The sequence below is a fragment of the Rikenella sp. genome, from assembly GCF_056799795.1.
In genome coordinates, this window is record NZ_JBQIQO010000006.1 from 1 (window position 1) to 14221 (window position 14221).

The window sequence follows — 14221 nt, forward strand, 5'->3', positions numbered from 1 at the left end:
GTCCGGGTGACCCCGGCGGGACGGAGCGATACTACGTATCGCTAAGGCAGCCTCGGCCCAATTCCTTACCCCGTTTTTTGTTCGCGCGCCTGCGCGATTCAACTATTTCGGCTCATCGCCGAAACAGTTGAATCGCCTCTTTAAGCGTCGGCGCGCGGTTGGTTTGAGGGTACTGCGCTCGGGCCGCGCGGGCCCCACGTCCCGTGGACGGGAAATGCTGCGCATTTCCACTTTTTTGCTCAGCCAACTCTTCGCCTCGTTCTCTGTTTGCGCGCCTTAGGCTCCGCAGGACTCAAACCGTGGACACCCCGAAACTCAGACAAACTTCGCACAAAAAATCACCGACAGACTCCTGCAAAAACGTTCGTGTCAGGTCTCCTATGCGGAGACCTGACACGAACGTCCTGTTTCGATCAGTGCACACAGCACAAGCTGTATATGTTATTTCACCTCTTCGAATTCCACGTCATGCGGCCCGTCGTCTTCCGGCTGCGCCTGCGAAGCCGAACCCGTCGACCCCGAAGCTCCCGCACCGCCGGTCGAAGAAGCACCGCCTGCGGCGTTCCCCGCATTGTAGATATCCTGCGAAGCGGCCTGCCATGCGGCATTCAGCCCTTCGGAATACTTGTCGATATCGGCCAGATTCTGAGATTTATGCGCCTCTTTCAAGCCGTTCAACGCCGTCTCGATCGCTGACTTCTTGTCCGCCGGAATCTTGTCGCCGTACTCTTTGAGCTGTTTTTCCGTACTGAAAATCAGCGAGTCGGCACCGTTGATCTTATCGACCCGTTCGCGTTCCTCCTTATCCTTAGCCTCGTTGGCCTTGGCTTCGGCACGCATCCGTTCGATTTCGGCTTCGCTCAGCCCCGACGAGGCCTCGATCCGGATACTCTGTTCCTTACCCGTCCCCTTGTCCTTGGCCGAAACGTTCAGAATCCCGTTGGCGTCGATGTCGAAAGTCACCTCGATCTGCGGCACACCGCGCGGCGCTGCCGGAATCCCGTCCAGGTGGAACCGCCCGATGGTCTTGTTGTCGCGAGCCATCTGCCGTTCGCCCTGCAAGACGTGGATTTCGACCGAAGGCTGGTTGTCCGTCGCCGTACTGAAGACCTCCGACTTGCGGTTCGGAATCGTGGTGTTGGCGTCGATCAGTTTGGTCATCACGCCGCCCATCGTTTCGATGCCGAGCGACAGCGGAGTCACGTCCAACAGCAGGACATCCTTCACCTCGCCGGTCAGGACACCGCCCTGAATAGCCGCCCCGATAGCCACCACTTCGTCCGGGTTGACGCTCTTCGAGGGTTCTTTGCCGAAGAAGTCCTTAACGACCTGCTGAATCGCCGGGATACGGGTCGAACCGCCGACCAGAATCACGTCGTCGATCTGCGAAGCCGTCAGACCGGCATCTTCCAGCGCCTTGCGGCACGGTTCGATCGTTGCGTGGATCAGCTTATCCGCCAATTGTTCGAACTTCGCCCGCGAAAGCTTGGTCACCAAGTGCTGCGGCACGCCGTCGATCGGCATGATGTACGGCAGGTTGATTTCCGTTTCGGTAGCGCTCGACAGCTCGATCTTGGCCTTTTCGGCAGCCTCTTTCAGACGCTGCAAAGCCATCGGGTCTTTCCGCAGGTCGACATGGTGCTGCGCTTCGAACTCGCCGGCCAGCAGTCGATGATCACGTGGTCGAAGTCGTCCCCCCCGAGGTGCGTATCCCCGTTCGTGGATTTCACTTCGAAGACGCCGTCGCCGAGTTCGAGGATCGAGATATCGAACGTCCCCCCACCGAGGTCGTAAACGGCGATCTTCATGTCCTTGTCGGACTTTTCGAGCCCGTAGGCCAGCGCGGCTGCGGTCGGTTCGTTGATAATCCGCGCCACTTTCAAGCCTGCGATTTCGCCGGCCTCCTTAGTAGCCTGCCGCTGCGAGTCGTTGAAGTAAGCCGGCACGGTAATCACCGCTTCCGAGACCTCCTGTCCCAGGTAATCTTCGGCGGTTTTCTTCATTTTCTGAAGCACCATGGCCGAAATTTCCTGCGGGCTGTACAACCGCCCGTCGATGTCGATCCGCGGCACGCCGTGTTCGTCTTTCACGACATAAGGCACACGACCGAGTTCGTTTTTGACCTGGTCGTAGGTCTCGCCCATGAAACGTTTGATCGAGAAGATCGTCCGTTTCGGGTTGGTGATCGCCTGCCGTTTGGCCGGGTCTCCGACCTTGCGTTCTCCGTTTTCGGTGAATGCCACGACCGAAGGCGTGGTGCGATGTCCCTCGCTGTTAGGAATGACGACGGGTTCGTTGCCTTCCATAACGGCAACGCATGAATTGGTCGTCCCGAGGTCGATACCGATAATCTTTCCCATAATAGTGTATGTGTGTATTTATTTGTTTATTTCGTGTTCGATCAGACTCTTTCCGTACAAGTGTCGTGCCAAACCGAATTTATGTCAAAATGTCAGCCTCGGGTTGTCACTTTGCCGGGCCGCATAATTTTCGATGAATTTTCCCTATTTTTGTTACCAAATCTCGTTCCATTCTATGGAGTACAAGCATCTTTTTTTCGACCTGGACGATACGTTCTGGGATGTGCGCACGAACCAGGAGACGGCTCAGCGCGAACTGTTCGCAGCGTTCGGGCTGGGCGACCGGTATCCGGATTTCGATTCGTATTACGAGACTTTCCGGGAGATCAACCAGCGGCTGTGGACGGAATACAGGGACGGCATCGTGGATCGGGAGACGCTGCGCAACCAGCGGTTCGTGCGGCTGCTGGAGTCGGCGGGCATTCACGACGAGCGGATGGCGATGGACATGAGCAACGAGTACCTGCGGATTTCGCCGACGTGCAATACGCTGATGCCGCACTCGCTGGAGGTGCTGGAGTACCTCAAGACGAAGGGGCATTCGATGTCGCTGATTACGAACGGGTTCAACGAGGTGCAGTTCCTGAAGGTGGAGCATGCGGGGCTGAAGCCGTTTTTCGACCGGATCACGACGTCGGAGTTTGCGGGGGTCGGCAAGCCGAATCCGGGGATTTTCGAATACGCGATGCGGAAGGCGGGGGTGGGGCCGGACGAGTGCATCATGATCGGGGACGATGTCTACACGGACATTTACGGGGCTTCGACGGTGGGGATGCCGTCGGTGTTCGTCAATTTCCGGGGGATCGAACACGACCAGCATCCGCGGCACGAAATTCGGGATCTGCGGGCGCTGAAGGAGATTTTTTAAGTTCTCTCCGACCCGACGGGGCGGCAAAGAGAACGGGAGTCCGAAAATTCCGCCGGAAAAATTTGGCGGTCTCGAAAGAATCTCCTACATTTGTCCCCACATCCACTTCAGATGCGCTTCTTTTTGCCCAGGTGGCGGAATAGGTAGACGCGCACGTTTCAGGTGCGTGTGCCGCAAGGCGTGCAGGTTCGATTCCTGTCCTGGGCACAAAAAAAGGCTGTCGATCAAACGATCGACAGCCTTTTTTGTTTTTCCCGGCAACTCCATCGCCTTTCGACACCCCGCCCCGGGCTACCGCGACTCAGGGGAACAAAATCGACTGGGGGCACTGTACGGCGTCGGCAACTGCGGGTACAGCTGGTCATCCACTGCCGACGGAATCAACGGTTTCGATTTGGATTTCCGGATGACATGGTCCGAGGCGAGCTATCCGAGTCGCCGCGGCTACGGTTTTCAGTTGCGGTGCCTCTCGGAATAAACGGAGCAGGAGAGCTTTCGACGGAACCGATTGGGGACTTAGAACCCGGGCTTGAGCCCGCTTTCCTATTCAGATTTTGCGGGACGCTGAACCGCACGACTGAACACTCACCGCTGCGCCGCATGGCGCAGAAAGCGGTTCCGCAACCAGGCCCGAACCGGCTCGTCGAAGAGTTTCAGGAATCCGTAAGCCAGCACGACACACCCGACTCCCACGGCGATCATCAGGGGCCAGCTCTCCTGCCATCCCAGATCGTGCTCTTTCACGTAAGCCATGAACAAATAGACGAACGGATAATGAATAATATAGAGCGGGAACGAAATTTCGCCCAGAAACTTACATATCCCGACCGACACTTTGCCCCGGATCGGGCTGCCCGCTCCCGCCAACACAATCAGTGGAAACAGGAACAGAATACTGATCGACTCATACAGCCCGTTGAGCCACAATCGTTGCTCGCCTCCCAGCCGCGGAAAAAACAGAATCGCCGCCAACACCAACGAACAGAGCCAAAAACCGCCCGGAATCCGAATCCGCCGCCCCAGCCGAAAGAGCAACAGCCCACCAAAGAACGGATAGAGCAGCCGCACCATTCCGATCCCGAACTGCCGGCCCGTCAGCTCGTGCCCGCCGAGCACGCTGCCGTCCGAACTGCCCACCGCCATCCACAGCAACGCAACGCCTGACGCAGCCACGAACGCAACCAGCACGCGTTTCGAGAATCGCCTCACGACCGCCGCATAGAGGAGGTTGCCGATGTATTCAAAGAAGAGCGACCAGGCCGGCCCATTCAGGGGAAACATCTCGTGCCACGGCTGACGAATCGCCGCCGTTGTCGGAATCAGCAGGCAGCCGGCCAGCATGACCAGCAGCATCTGCCAGACGGGCACCTCTCCGATTTGAGGGAACATCTTTCCGGCGCCGAAATAAAAGCACAATCCCCCGATCACCGCCCCGACGACGACCATCGGCTGGAGCCGAATGACGCGTCGCTTGCAGAAATCCCAGAGGGTCATCCGTCCCCAGCGGTCGTCGTAGGCATAGCCGATCACGAAGCCCGAGAGAACGAAAAAGAAATCGACGGCCAGATAGCCGTGGTTGATGAACGGCACGACATAGAGCGGATCGACGGCGTAGATTTCGAAGAGGTGGAAGGCTACGACGATCAGGGCCGCCACGCCGCGCAGGCCGTCGAGAATCTCATAGTGCGGTTTTTGCGGGAATTGCAGGGGTAAATTGGAGGTCATACGAAAAGAGTGTGGGGTTAGTTTCCGGTTTCCGGAGGTTCACCCGCAAAGATACGACAGAACGGGGGCTCGAAAATTTGTCCTACATCAAAATCCGCCCGCACCTCACCGCCCTTCGCCCGCGCGCAGCCGGCTGAGCGTCGAAAGCGTAATCCCCAAATAGGAAGCGATGTAGCTCAGATTGGCTCGCCGACAGACATCGGGAAACTGTCTCCGAAAGGCCTCGTATCGTTCCCGGGCGGGCAGTGCCAGCCGCTCCTGATGGCTGCGATGGAGGCGGCGATATTCGTTCTGGTGGGCGATCCGCCCCCAGTTGCATAGTTCGAGGTTGGTCTCCCACAGGCGTGTGAGCTCGGCCAGCGGAATACGGTAGGCTTCGACCTCCTCCAGCGTCTCGACCTCCTCTTCGCTCGGTCGACCGTAGTAGAGTTCGTCCATGCTGAAGACGATGCCGCCTTCGACCGAAAAGGAGGTGGTCACCTCCTCGCCGTCCACCACCCAGTAGGAGCGGGTCATGCCCTGTTCGATAAAATAGGCGTACCGGTTATACTCGCCTTTGCAAATCAGCCGGTAGCGTTTGGGGAAACGACACGGAACGACGACGGACTCCAGTTCGCGCACCGTCTGGTCGGAAAGGGGCCACTGCGACCGAATCGTATCTATCACTTTTTTCATCGTCAATCGTTCCGCCCGTCACGGTTTCTGAAGGTCGACTTCTTTCCGGCGATGGGCCTCTTTCCGGAGGTCGACCGAAGATGGGGCTTTTTGTACGCGGCAAATGCGATCATAAATATAGCACATATTCCGATTCCCGCCTCTCGGAGGGGCAAAACATCCTCATTTCTCCCACATCTAAAACAAGTTCTAAGGAGCGCGCGGTTTAGTTTGAGGAGACTGCGCTCAGGCCGCGCGGGCCCCACGTCCCGTGGACGGGAAATGCTTACGCATTTCAACTGACAGCCTTGGCACGTTCTTTGGCTACAGGATGGTACTGTCCGGCGCGGGCGGCGACCGGGTGGCCCCGGCAGGACAGGCGAAACTGCGTTTCGCTGCGGCAGCCTCTATCCCAAACTACACGCTACTACCGAGATCCCACAACTGCCCCGCCTCATCTCCCCGCCCCACAAAAAAGATCGGGGAGCAGACCGCTGTATACCGCAAATGCGGCCACAAAACGGTGCTCCCCGATCGGGTGACACACTATCGATAAAATAGACGACGGGCGTTTATTACTTAACCGTCTTGACGATTTCGGCGAATGCCGTCGGGTGGTTCATCGCCAAGTCGGCCAAAACCTTACGGTTCAAGGCGATCCCTTTGGCGTTCACTTTACCCATGAATTCGGAATAGGTCATCCCGTTAGCCCGCACGGCTGCGTTGATACGCTGAATCCAAAGGCCACGGAAATTCCGTTTTTTGTTTTTGCGGTCGCGGTAGGCGTAGGTCAAACCTTTTTCTACCGTGTTTTTGGCGACGGTCCAGACGTTCGAACGAGAACCGAAGTTCCCTTTGGCGAGCTTAAGAACCTTTTTGCGGCGAGCGCGACTGGCTACCGCGTTGACACTTCTTGGCATAACGATGCGTTTTTCGATCGGCCGGCGGTCGACCCGTTCGGGCGACGCTTGGGGGAACCTGCGTGGGTTCCGCCGGACGCGATCTGGGTTAAAATAAAGTATCGTCCGGTTTTTATGGCCCCGGACGGAGGCCGTCGAACAGAATCTACTTCACGAGCATCAGCTTGACAGCCGGCGTGTCGGTAGCGCTCATCGTCCCGGTGTGGGTGAGGTTGCGTTTCTGTTTGGTCGTTTTTTTGGTGAGGATGTGGCTTTTGAAAGCGTGTTTCCTCTTCACTTTGCCGGTGCCGGTGAGCGTGAAGCGCTTCTTGGCGGCGGCAACGGTTTTCATTTTCGGCATGGTCGAAATTTATTTAGATGGTTAAAATAGTGTGTTTCAACACAATGAATCCCCTGAAAACATCGGGATTACTTTTTCGCCTTCGGCGCGAGCATAATGCTCATCCGTTTCCCTTCGAGTTTGGGCATCTGTTCGACTTTGGCCCACTCTTCGAGGTCCTGGACAAACCGCAGCAGGAGAATTTCTCCCTGATCTTTGAAGACGATCTGGCGTCCGCGGAAGAAGACGTAGGCCTTGACTTTCGCCCCCTCTTTCAGGAAGTTTTCGGCATGTTTGAGTTTGAAGTTATAGTCGTGGTCGTCGGTCTGAGGCCCGAACCGGATCTCTTTGACAACGACCTTAACGGCCTTGGCTTTAATCTCTTTGGCCTTTTTCTTCTGTTGGTACAGGAATTTCTGGTAGTCGATGATGCGACACACCGGCGGCTCGGCCTTCGGCGAGATTTCCACCAGGTCGAGTTCCTGTTCCTGTGCCATGCGCAACGCCTCCTGCAACGAATAAACATCCTGCCGGGCGATATTTTCCCCGACTAACCGCACCTGCGGAGCGGTAATTTCCCGGTTGATCCGGTGGGGATTCTCTTTCTGTACGCGTCCGCGGAAGGGCGGGCGCGACGGTCTTGGGCGCGGTGGTAGTGCTATAGTTTTGTCCTCCTTAGTATATTTAGTCCAGGGTGTGGCGGTCGCAAAAAGCGTGCCGCGCGTTACATGTTATCGGCGATGGGCCGAATCTCTTCGGCAACGAGGTCGGCCACCATCTTGGTAAAGTCGGCCAAAGTCATCGCCCCGCGATCCTTACCCTCGCCCTGCATCCGAACGGTGACGGTCTCGTCCCGCTGTTCGTTGTCGCCCACGATGAGCAGAATGGGCACCTTGGCCAATTCGTTGTCGCGGATTTTACGGCCGATTTTTTCGTCGCGGTCGTCGACGCGGGTGCGAATATCGCAATTATTCAGCAATTTAGCAACTTTTTTCGCGTAGTCGTTGTACTTTTCGCTGATGGGCAATACGACGGCCTGCTCCGGGGTCAGCCACAGCGGGAATTTCCCGCCGGTATGTTCCAACAACACGGCGACGAACCGTTCCATCGATCCGAACGGGGCGCGGTGGATCATGATCGGCCGGTGTTCCTTGTCGTCCGATCCTTTGTAGGTCAGGTCGAAACGCTCCGGCAGGTTGTAGTCCACTTGGATCGTCCCGAGCTGCCACTTCCGCCCCAAAGCGTCTTTGACCATAAAGTCGAGTTTGGGCCCGTAGAAAGCCGCTTCGCCGGTCTCCACAATGGTCTCCAGCCCTTTTTCCGCCGCCGCTTCGATAATCGCGGTCTCGGCCTTGTGCCAGTTCTCGTCCGTCCCGATGTATTTCTCCTTATTATCCGGATCGCGCAACGAAACCTGTGCCGTAAATTCCTTGAAGTCCAAGGTCTTGAAGATATACAGCACGATGTCGATCACCTTCTTGAACTCGTCTTTGAGCTGGTCGGGCCGACAGAAGAGGTGGGCGTCGTCCTGCGTAAACCCGCGCACACGGGTCAGCCCGTGCAGCTCCCCGCTCATCTCGTACCGGTACACTGTCCCGAACTCCGCCAGCCGAACGGGCAAGTCCTTATAAGAACGCGGTTTCGACCGATAAATTTCGCAGTGGTGCGGACAGTTCATCGGTTTGAGCAAAAATTCCTCGTTCTCGTCCGGCGTATGAATAGGTTGAAAAGAATCCTTCCCATACTTGGCATAGTGCCCCGAGGTGACATACAGATCTTTCATCCCGATATGCGGGGTAATGACCTGTTCGTACCCGTACTGTTTCTGCACCCCTTTGAGAAAATTCTCCAGCCGCTCTCTGAGCGCCGCCCCCTTGGGCAGCCACAGGGGCAAGCCCTGCCCCACCCGCGGACTGAAGGTGAAGAGTTCCAGCTCTTTCCCCAGCTTCCGGTGGTCGCGTTTCTTCGCCTCCTCGACCAGCGCCAGGTATTCGTCGAGCATCGATTTCTTCGGGAAGGTAATGCCGTAAATCCGGGTGAGCATCTTCCGCTTTTCATCCCCGCGCCAGTAAGCCCCCGCCACGGCGGTCAATTTCACGGCCTTGATCGGAGCGGTATCCGCCAGGTGCGGCCCCCGACAAAGGTCGGTGTACGCGCCGTTGCTGTAGAAGGTAATCGTCCCGTCGGTCAAGTCGCCGATGAGCTCGCACTTGTACTCGTCGCCCTTCTTCGTATAGGTCTCCATCGCTTCCGCCTTGGAGACTTCGCGCCGCACGAACGGCTGTTTCTCTCTGGCGATTTCGAGCATCTTCTGTTCGATCTTCGCCAGGTCGCCTTCGGTAATCGGCGTCGGCGAGTCGACGTCGTAATAGAATCCGTTATCGATGGCCGGCCCGATCCCGAACTTGATGCCGGGATACAGCTGCTCGAGCGCCGCGGCCAACAGGTGCGACGAGGAGTGCCAGAAAGCATGCTTCGCCTCCGGTTCGTCCCATTTGTGGAACCGGACGGAGGCGCTGTTTTCGATCGGTTTCTGAATATCCCAGCTCTGTCCGTCCACGGTCGCGGCAAAGGTCTCCTGCGCCAGTCTCGGACTAATCGATTCGGCGATCTGAAGCGGCGTGACGCCTGCTGCGAACTGACGGCTGCTGCCGTCGGGGAATGTAATGTCGATCATACTTGCTCGGTGTGTAAAACGCCGCCCGCTCCGGCTCGGCGCGGACGGATTGACAAAGTTAGCCATTTTTCTCTGTTTCGGTACACGGAGGGGCGGAAAAGCGAACTTCCGAACGGTTTTTTCATCCGAGGGGTTGCACGAATCAAAAAAAGCGTTACCTTTGTCCCGCTTTCGTACTTCTCTGCGGTTTGCGGAGGGTGCGGCCTCTCGCCCAGGTGGTGAAATTGGTAGACACGCTACTTTGAGGGGGTAGTGCCGGTTGCGGCGTGCAAGTTCGAGTCTTGTCCTGGGCACCAACAAAAAGGATCGCTGAATGTCAGCGATCCTTTTTTCTTTTCGAAGCGTGCCTTTCCGCACCCCCGGAACGATCGGTCGGTCTATTTAAACTCTTCCACGATCACCGTCCACTTGCCGTTGACTCCCATCACGTTCAGATAATAATTCCCGGCGGAGAGATGACTCAAACTGCTCTCCCCCTCTTCCGATTCATTCACCATGACTTCGGGTATGCCGCCGCTACGCATAATATCCACTCCCTCTTCCACGACGTAAACGCCGAGCATACCGCCGAACTGACCGGCTTTGAAGTCATAACGCAGCCGAGACTTTCCTTTGCCCAGCGTAAATACATCGGATTTCTTGTCTCCCGAGCCGGTGAGACGTGCCACTTCGGTCCACTGCTTGGGCGTCTCTTCAGCCGCAGCGGTTTCGGCATTTTCGCCGGTTGTCGTCGAAGCGGCAGGGCCGCCGCAAGCGGTCAATGCGACAGAGGCAATCAATGCCCATCCCCATGCGTACATTTTCTTCATTTCGTTTTGTTTTTGGTGAAAAATAATACAGGCCATGACAAATATAATGATTTTTCACCGACCTGCATCTTTTTCACTCCGAATTTTCTCGCCCGAGAACTGCTCAACCTACCGCTTCGTCACCCGAATCCCCCTGCACCTGATGGGTTTGTTAGACCTTTCGACCGTCTCCTGCAAACAGTTGAACACTTCGGGTGACATATTCCCATCCTTCGGCGAAGCGATAGCCATCCGCCAAACCCCGTCCACTCGTTTAACTTTCGCCCGATCCAACGCCTCCAGAAAAACCGGCACATTCTCACCTTCAGGCACCCCGCTAAACCCGGCCGTAAATTCCAGGTAAGGCAGTTTCCGGTTGACTTTCCGCAGCTGCGACGCGGCGGGATAGTCCGACCTCGCACAAGAGGTCGTCCATCCGGCAATTCCCAAAAACAGGGCGACAAAAAGCACGAAACGCCTCATCACATCCACCGTTTTCGTTTAAAGAAGTAGAGGGTGGCGCCGATCGACAGGAACATCAGCAGAATGGCGAAATGGAACCCGTACTCCCACTCGTCGAACGGGGCGAGCCGATAGTTCATCCCGTATATCCCGGCGATCAGGGTCGGGGGCATGAAGATCACCGAGAGGATGGTAAACATCTTGATGATCTTGTTCTGTTCGATATTGATCAGCCCCATGAAGGTGTCCTGAAGGAATTCCAGCCGTTCGAAGCTGAAATCGGCGTGGTTGATGAGCGACCCGACGTCTTTGATCATGATCGAGACGCGGGGGTAGGTGTCGTTCGGAAAGCGTTCGCTGCGCTGGATGCCGGAGAGGAGCCGTTGGCGGTCGAAGATGCTCTCGCGCAGGATCATGGTATTCTCCTGCAAGCGATTGATATCCAGAAGCACTTGTTTGTCGACGCTCTTGTCCACGTCGTTGTTGGCGGCGCTGAGGGTGGCGATCTGGCGCGAGATGATTTCGACCATGTCGGCGTCGAGGTCGATCCGGGCTTCGAGGATCGAGATCAGGACGTGGTAGCCGGTGGTGTACGAGCGGTAGTTCATCTGTATCTTCCGGCTGGCTTCGCTGAAGGTGCGGAGGTCGGTGTTCCGCTCCGAGACGAGGAGGCCTTCGCTCAGGATGAAGGAGACGGTTTCGGTCTCGAAGCCGCCCTCTTTGAGAATGGTGAAGGTGGTGTTGCAGATGATGGACTCTTCGAGTTCGGCATACCGCGACGAGGTTTCGATCTCTTCGGCCTGCTGACGGGTCAGGAGGTTGACGTCGAGAAAGCTCTCGACCAGCTTGCGCTCCTTGGCGGTCGGGACGACGAGGTCGATCCACAACAGGTCGTCGTACCCCAGCTCCTCGAAAACGCCGGGATCGGGGTCGCGGATGATCTTGTTGATGGATTTCAGGTACAGTATAATCATGGATTCGTCCTCTTCTCCGTTTGTGTGTGGTTGAAATTCGTTCGTTTCGGGCGGTCGAAGGCTCGCCCCGGGCTACCGCGGCGGTCGTGAGGGTGCGTTATGGAACGTCGGCGACGGCGGGTTCAACTGGTCTGCCGCCAGGAGCGATAGCAACGGCATGGATTTGCACTTCCTCGCGCAGTATCTCAGCACCAGCTATTCGGGCAGCCGCGCCCACGGTTTTCTGTTGCGTTGCCTCTCGGAATAAACGCCGCGGGCCCGCGGTGGGCAAGGGGCCGGAGCTACCCTAACTAGCTCGACTTTGGCGGCCGGAGCCAACGTGGGCCGAACGAGCATGGCAATGTTGCGGCCCTCGCCGGGGGTGGCTCCAGCCCGCACGCCCCTACGGGTCGCAAGAGCACAGCCCATTTACCGTCTCCCATTCGGTGACATTCGTTCTCGGTGTGCCCCCTCGCGCTGCTAATGCGTCACTCTACATCACGCTATTCGCTCTTAGTCTTAGCAATTCGCCGCCAGCGGTGAATGCAACGAGCTCCGACGAGTTGCAGCCCGCCGCGTGGGGTGGCGGCGAACTGCGTGACTCTGCGAGTCACAAGAGCTACGCCTTTTTCTGGCGTATTCGGCCTATCGCCCATCCCCCCGAGCGGCTTCGCCGCTGGGCGACAGGGCCGGCGACCTAAAGGTCGCAACAATTCCGGCACCAGCACTGCCCCAATTCTGTCGGGTTCGTCCTCGGCGCGCCCCCCCACGCGCCGTTGATGCGTCGCCCTCGCCGAGGACGGCGACCTAACGGTCGCACGAGCACCGCCTGAAAATCAGGCACGGCCCAAAGCTCGCCCCAATTCTCCGCCCCGTGTCAGCCTCACTGCGGCTCCGCTTTCGCTCCGCCGCGTTTTACCGTCGCCCGCTGGGATTTCATCTCGATTTTGCTCATCGCAAAACGAGTGAAATCCCTCTTTACGCGGGCGGGCGACGGAATTTTCGTGAGTGGGCAAGTTTTTTCGCGCGCCTTGCGCGATTCATCCTATTTCGGCTCACCGCCGAAATAGTTGAATCGCTCCTTTTGGCGAGGCGCGTGTTTGGTTTGAGGGTACTGCGCTTGGGCCGCGCGGGCCCCACGTCCCGTGGACGGGCGAAACTTCCGTTTCGCTACGGCAGCCGCGGCCCAACCCACTGTTCCGCGCGCTGGCGGAAATCTTATTCAAACGCGAACCACGCGTTTGAATGATTTCCTACTCCAGCAGTCGCGCGCGGATGAACTCTGAATCGCTTTGAGTCAACCCTTTAACCGCGCGCCTGCGATTCATTCTATTTTGCTGAGGCAAAATAGTTGAATCGCTTCTTTTGGCGTCGGCGCGCGGTTAGTTTGAGGAAACTGCCCTGCGCGGGCGGCGTCCGGGTGACCCCGGCGGGACGGGCGAAACTGCGTTTCGCTATGGCAGCCTCGGCCCCAACAACTAACGGCTGCCTCGGCCCCCAAACAATGCCCCACCTCAAGCGCACCCTGCCGATTCTTAATGAAAACGAACGATTAATTAATAAATAGAGTGATTCGAAGAAGAGAGTCACCCGGGGGTGATGACTTTTTTCCAGAAAAGACGCATCGCCGCTCGTTTCCGATCATCGAGCCGAAACTTAATCGCCCGCGTCAGGTAGTTGTAAGCCGTTCCGACATCGAAATCCCGCGAACGATTGACCGTTCCGGTGATCGACTCGGCGACATGCTCCACCCCGTAAGCCAACGCCCGATTCAGAGTCGGCGCAAACTCCGCCCCCGCTTTGGTACAGGCCACCCACGCCGCAAAAACGAACGGAAGCCCGCCTGTAAAATCGCTCCACTCCTGCGCCAAATCGTAGCAATAAGCATAACGATGTTCTTCACGCAGTGCAAAGACCTTGTCGCCAATGGCAACCATCGCCTCGCCGGGCTGCAATTTTCTTGAACAATCGGCCGAATCGATCCACTCCGGTTCGATCCGCCAATATTCGCGCGCCAACACCCGCACCAATTGTACCGAAGTGCGCGAATGCGAGTCGAGATATACGTGCCGGATACCGGCCAGTGGCGTGTCCGACAACAAAACCACCGTATCGACCGCGCCTTCCGCGCCGATACAGTAGTCGGTTATGATTCGAGGTGTAAAGGCCGCCGACGAACGATCGGACGGCTCAAAAGACTGAAAAACAGAAGAAATAGAGAATCCCGGAATCCGGGGAATCACCGCCGTGGGAACCAGTGCGATATCAGTCTTCCCGTCGACGGCATCAGCGGCACACAGAGCCGGCACCCGAAGCGAAAGGGCAATACCCTCCCCTGCAAGCAGCCGTCCCGCTTCCTCGGTCGAAAGCGCAGAAGAGACCGCCGCCTGCTGTTCGATGCCGTAGATGAACGGCAGCGTGTTCAGGTAGGATACAGCAGTAATTCTCACCGGGATCGTCACCCATAGGGATAGAGTTTGATGGTACTTCGGTTT

Annotated in this window: 11 protein-coding genes, 2 tRNA genes and 1 pseudogene; 3 read left to right on the forward strand and 11 right to left on the reverse strand. The window is 57.3% G+C overall.

Annotation, left to right across the window (positions count from 1 at the left end; translation table 11 throughout):
* Positions 1-441: 441 nt before the first annotated feature.
* Positions 442-2360: pseudogene (dnaK, locus tag ACTO3O_RS02610) on the reverse strand (molecular chaperone DnaK).
* A 175-nt stretch (positions 2361-2535) separates the two neighbouring features.
* On the opposite strand from dnaK, the gene ACTO3O_RS02615 reads away from it, so the two are divergent.
* Positions 2536-3228, forward strand: a complete 693-nt coding sequence (locus ACTO3O_RS02615) for a YjjG family noncanonical pyrimidine nucleotidase (protein WP_297830638.1) — start codon at positions 2536-2538, stop codon at positions 3226-3228.
* A gap of 125 nt (positions 3229-3353) precedes the next feature.
* Positions 3354-3435 (forward strand) — tRNA-Leu (locus ACTO3O_RS02620).
* A 378-nt stretch (positions 3436-3813) separates the two neighbouring features.
* Here the strand turns inward: ACTO3O_RS02620 and ACTO3O_RS02625 are convergent.
* The 6 genes from ACTO3O_RS02625 to thrS all read right to left on the reverse strand — a co-directional run bounded on the left by ACTO3O_RS02625 (position 3814) and on the right by thrS (position 9523).
* Entirely contained in the window at positions 3814-4953 is a 1140-nt protein-coding gene (locus ACTO3O_RS02625) for an acyltransferase family protein (protein ID WP_297830635.1), read from the reverse strand.
* Between the two features lie 105 nt (positions 4954-5058).
* Positions 5059-5628 (reverse strand): Crp/Fnr family transcriptional regulator, encoded by a 570-nt coding sequence (locus tag ACTO3O_RS02630; RefSeq protein ID WP_297830633.1) that lies wholly within the window; start codon positions 5626-5628, stop codon positions 5059-5061.
* A 554-nt stretch (positions 5629-6182) separates the two neighbouring features.
* Positions 6183-6527: a 50S ribosomal protein L20 gene (gene rplT / locus ACTO3O_RS02635; RefSeq protein ID WP_294591686.1), complete on the reverse strand. Its 345-nt coding sequence runs from the start codon at positions 6525-6527 to the stop codon at positions 6183-6185.
* 145 nt (positions 6528-6672) lie between these two features.
* Complete coding sequence (gene rpmI, locus ACTO3O_RS02640) at positions 6673-6867, reverse strand: 50S ribosomal protein L35 (protein WP_294591688.1); 195 nt, start codon at positions 6865-6867, stop codon at positions 6673-6675.
* Positions 6868-6935: 68 nt separating this feature from the next.
* Positions 6936-7508 (reverse strand): translation initiation factor IF-3, encoded by a 573-nt coding sequence (infC, locus tag ACTO3O_RS02645; RefSeq protein ID WP_294591802.1) that lies wholly within the window; start codon positions 7506-7508, stop codon positions 6936-6938.
* A 62-nt stretch (positions 7509-7570) separates the two neighbouring features.
* The gene (thrS, locus tag ACTO3O_RS02650; RefSeq protein WP_297830631.1) at positions 7571-9523 is read right to left on the reverse strand and encodes a threonine--tRNA ligase; all 1953 of its coding nucleotides are present in this window, start codon (positions 9521-9523) and stop codon (positions 7571-7573) included.
* 209 nt (positions 9524-9732) lie between these two features.
* On the opposite strand from thrS, the gene ACTO3O_RS02655 reads away from it, so the two are divergent.
* Positions 9733-9819 (forward strand) — tRNA-Leu (locus ACTO3O_RS02655).
* Between the two features lie 81 nt (positions 9820-9900).
* Here ACTO3O_RS02655 and ACTO3O_RS02660 read toward each other — a convergent pair.
* The 4 genes from ACTO3O_RS02660 to ACTO3O_RS02675 all read right to left on the reverse strand — a co-directional run bounded on the left by ACTO3O_RS02660 (position 9901) and on the right by ACTO3O_RS02675 (position 14176).
* Entirely contained in the window at positions 9901-10332 is a 432-nt protein-coding gene (locus tag ACTO3O_RS02660; RefSeq protein ID WP_297830629.1) for a hypothetical protein, read from the reverse strand.
* Between the two features lie 108 nt (positions 10333-10440).
* Positions 10441-10797: a hypothetical protein gene (locus tag ACTO3O_RS02665; RefSeq protein WP_297830627.1), complete on the reverse strand. Its 357-nt coding sequence runs from the start codon at positions 10795-10797 to the stop codon at positions 10441-10443.
* A complete protein-coding gene (locus ACTO3O_RS02670) occupies positions 10794-11747 on the reverse strand; it encodes a CorA family divalent cation transporter (protein WP_294591797.1) in 954 nt (317 codons plus the stop codon). Before ACTO3O_RS02670 ends, ACTO3O_RS02665 begins: the two co-directional genes overlap by 4 nt.
* Positions 11748-13312: 1565 nt before the next feature.
* Entirely contained in the window at positions 13313-14176 is an 864-nt protein-coding gene (locus ACTO3O_RS02675; RefSeq protein ID WP_297830625.1) for a menaquinone biosynthetic enzyme MqnA/MqnD family protein, read from the reverse strand.
* Between the last annotated feature and the right edge of the window lie 45 nt (positions 14177-14221).

Excerpts from the sequence above, each read along its gene's own strand:
- ACTO3O_RS02615 (WP_297830638.1), top strand. The coding sequence starts at position 2,536 with ATGGAGTACAAGCATCTTTTTTTCGACCTGGACGATACGTTCTGGGAT.
- rplT (WP_294591686.1), bottom strand. The coding sequence starts at position 6,527 with ATGCCAAGAAGTGTCAACGCGGTAGCCAGTCGCGCTCGCCGCAAAAAG.
- ACTO3O_RS02660 (WP_297830629.1), bottom strand. The coding sequence starts at position 10,332 with ATGAAGAAAATGTACGCATGGGGATGGGCATTGATTGCCTCTGTCGCA.
- thrS (WP_297830631.1), bottom strand. The coding sequence starts at position 9,523 with ATGATCGACATTACATTCCCCGACGGCAGCAGCCGTCAGTTCGCAGCA.
- ACTO3O_RS02625 (WP_297830635.1), bottom strand. The coding sequence starts at position 4,953 with ATGACCTCCAATTTACCCCTGCAATTCCCGCAAAAACCGCACTATGAG.
- ACTO3O_RS02630 (WP_297830633.1), bottom strand. The coding sequence starts at position 5,628 with ATGAAAAAAGTGATAGATACGATTCGGTCGCAGTGGCCCCTTTCCGAC.
- rpmI (WP_294591688.1), bottom strand. The coding sequence starts at position 6,867 with ATGCCGAAAATGAAAACCGTTGCCGCCGCCAAGAAGCGCTTCACGCTC.
- ACTO3O_RS02670 (WP_294591797.1), bottom strand. The coding sequence starts at position 11,747 with ATGATTATACTGTACCTGAAATCCATCAACAAGATCATCCGCGACCCC.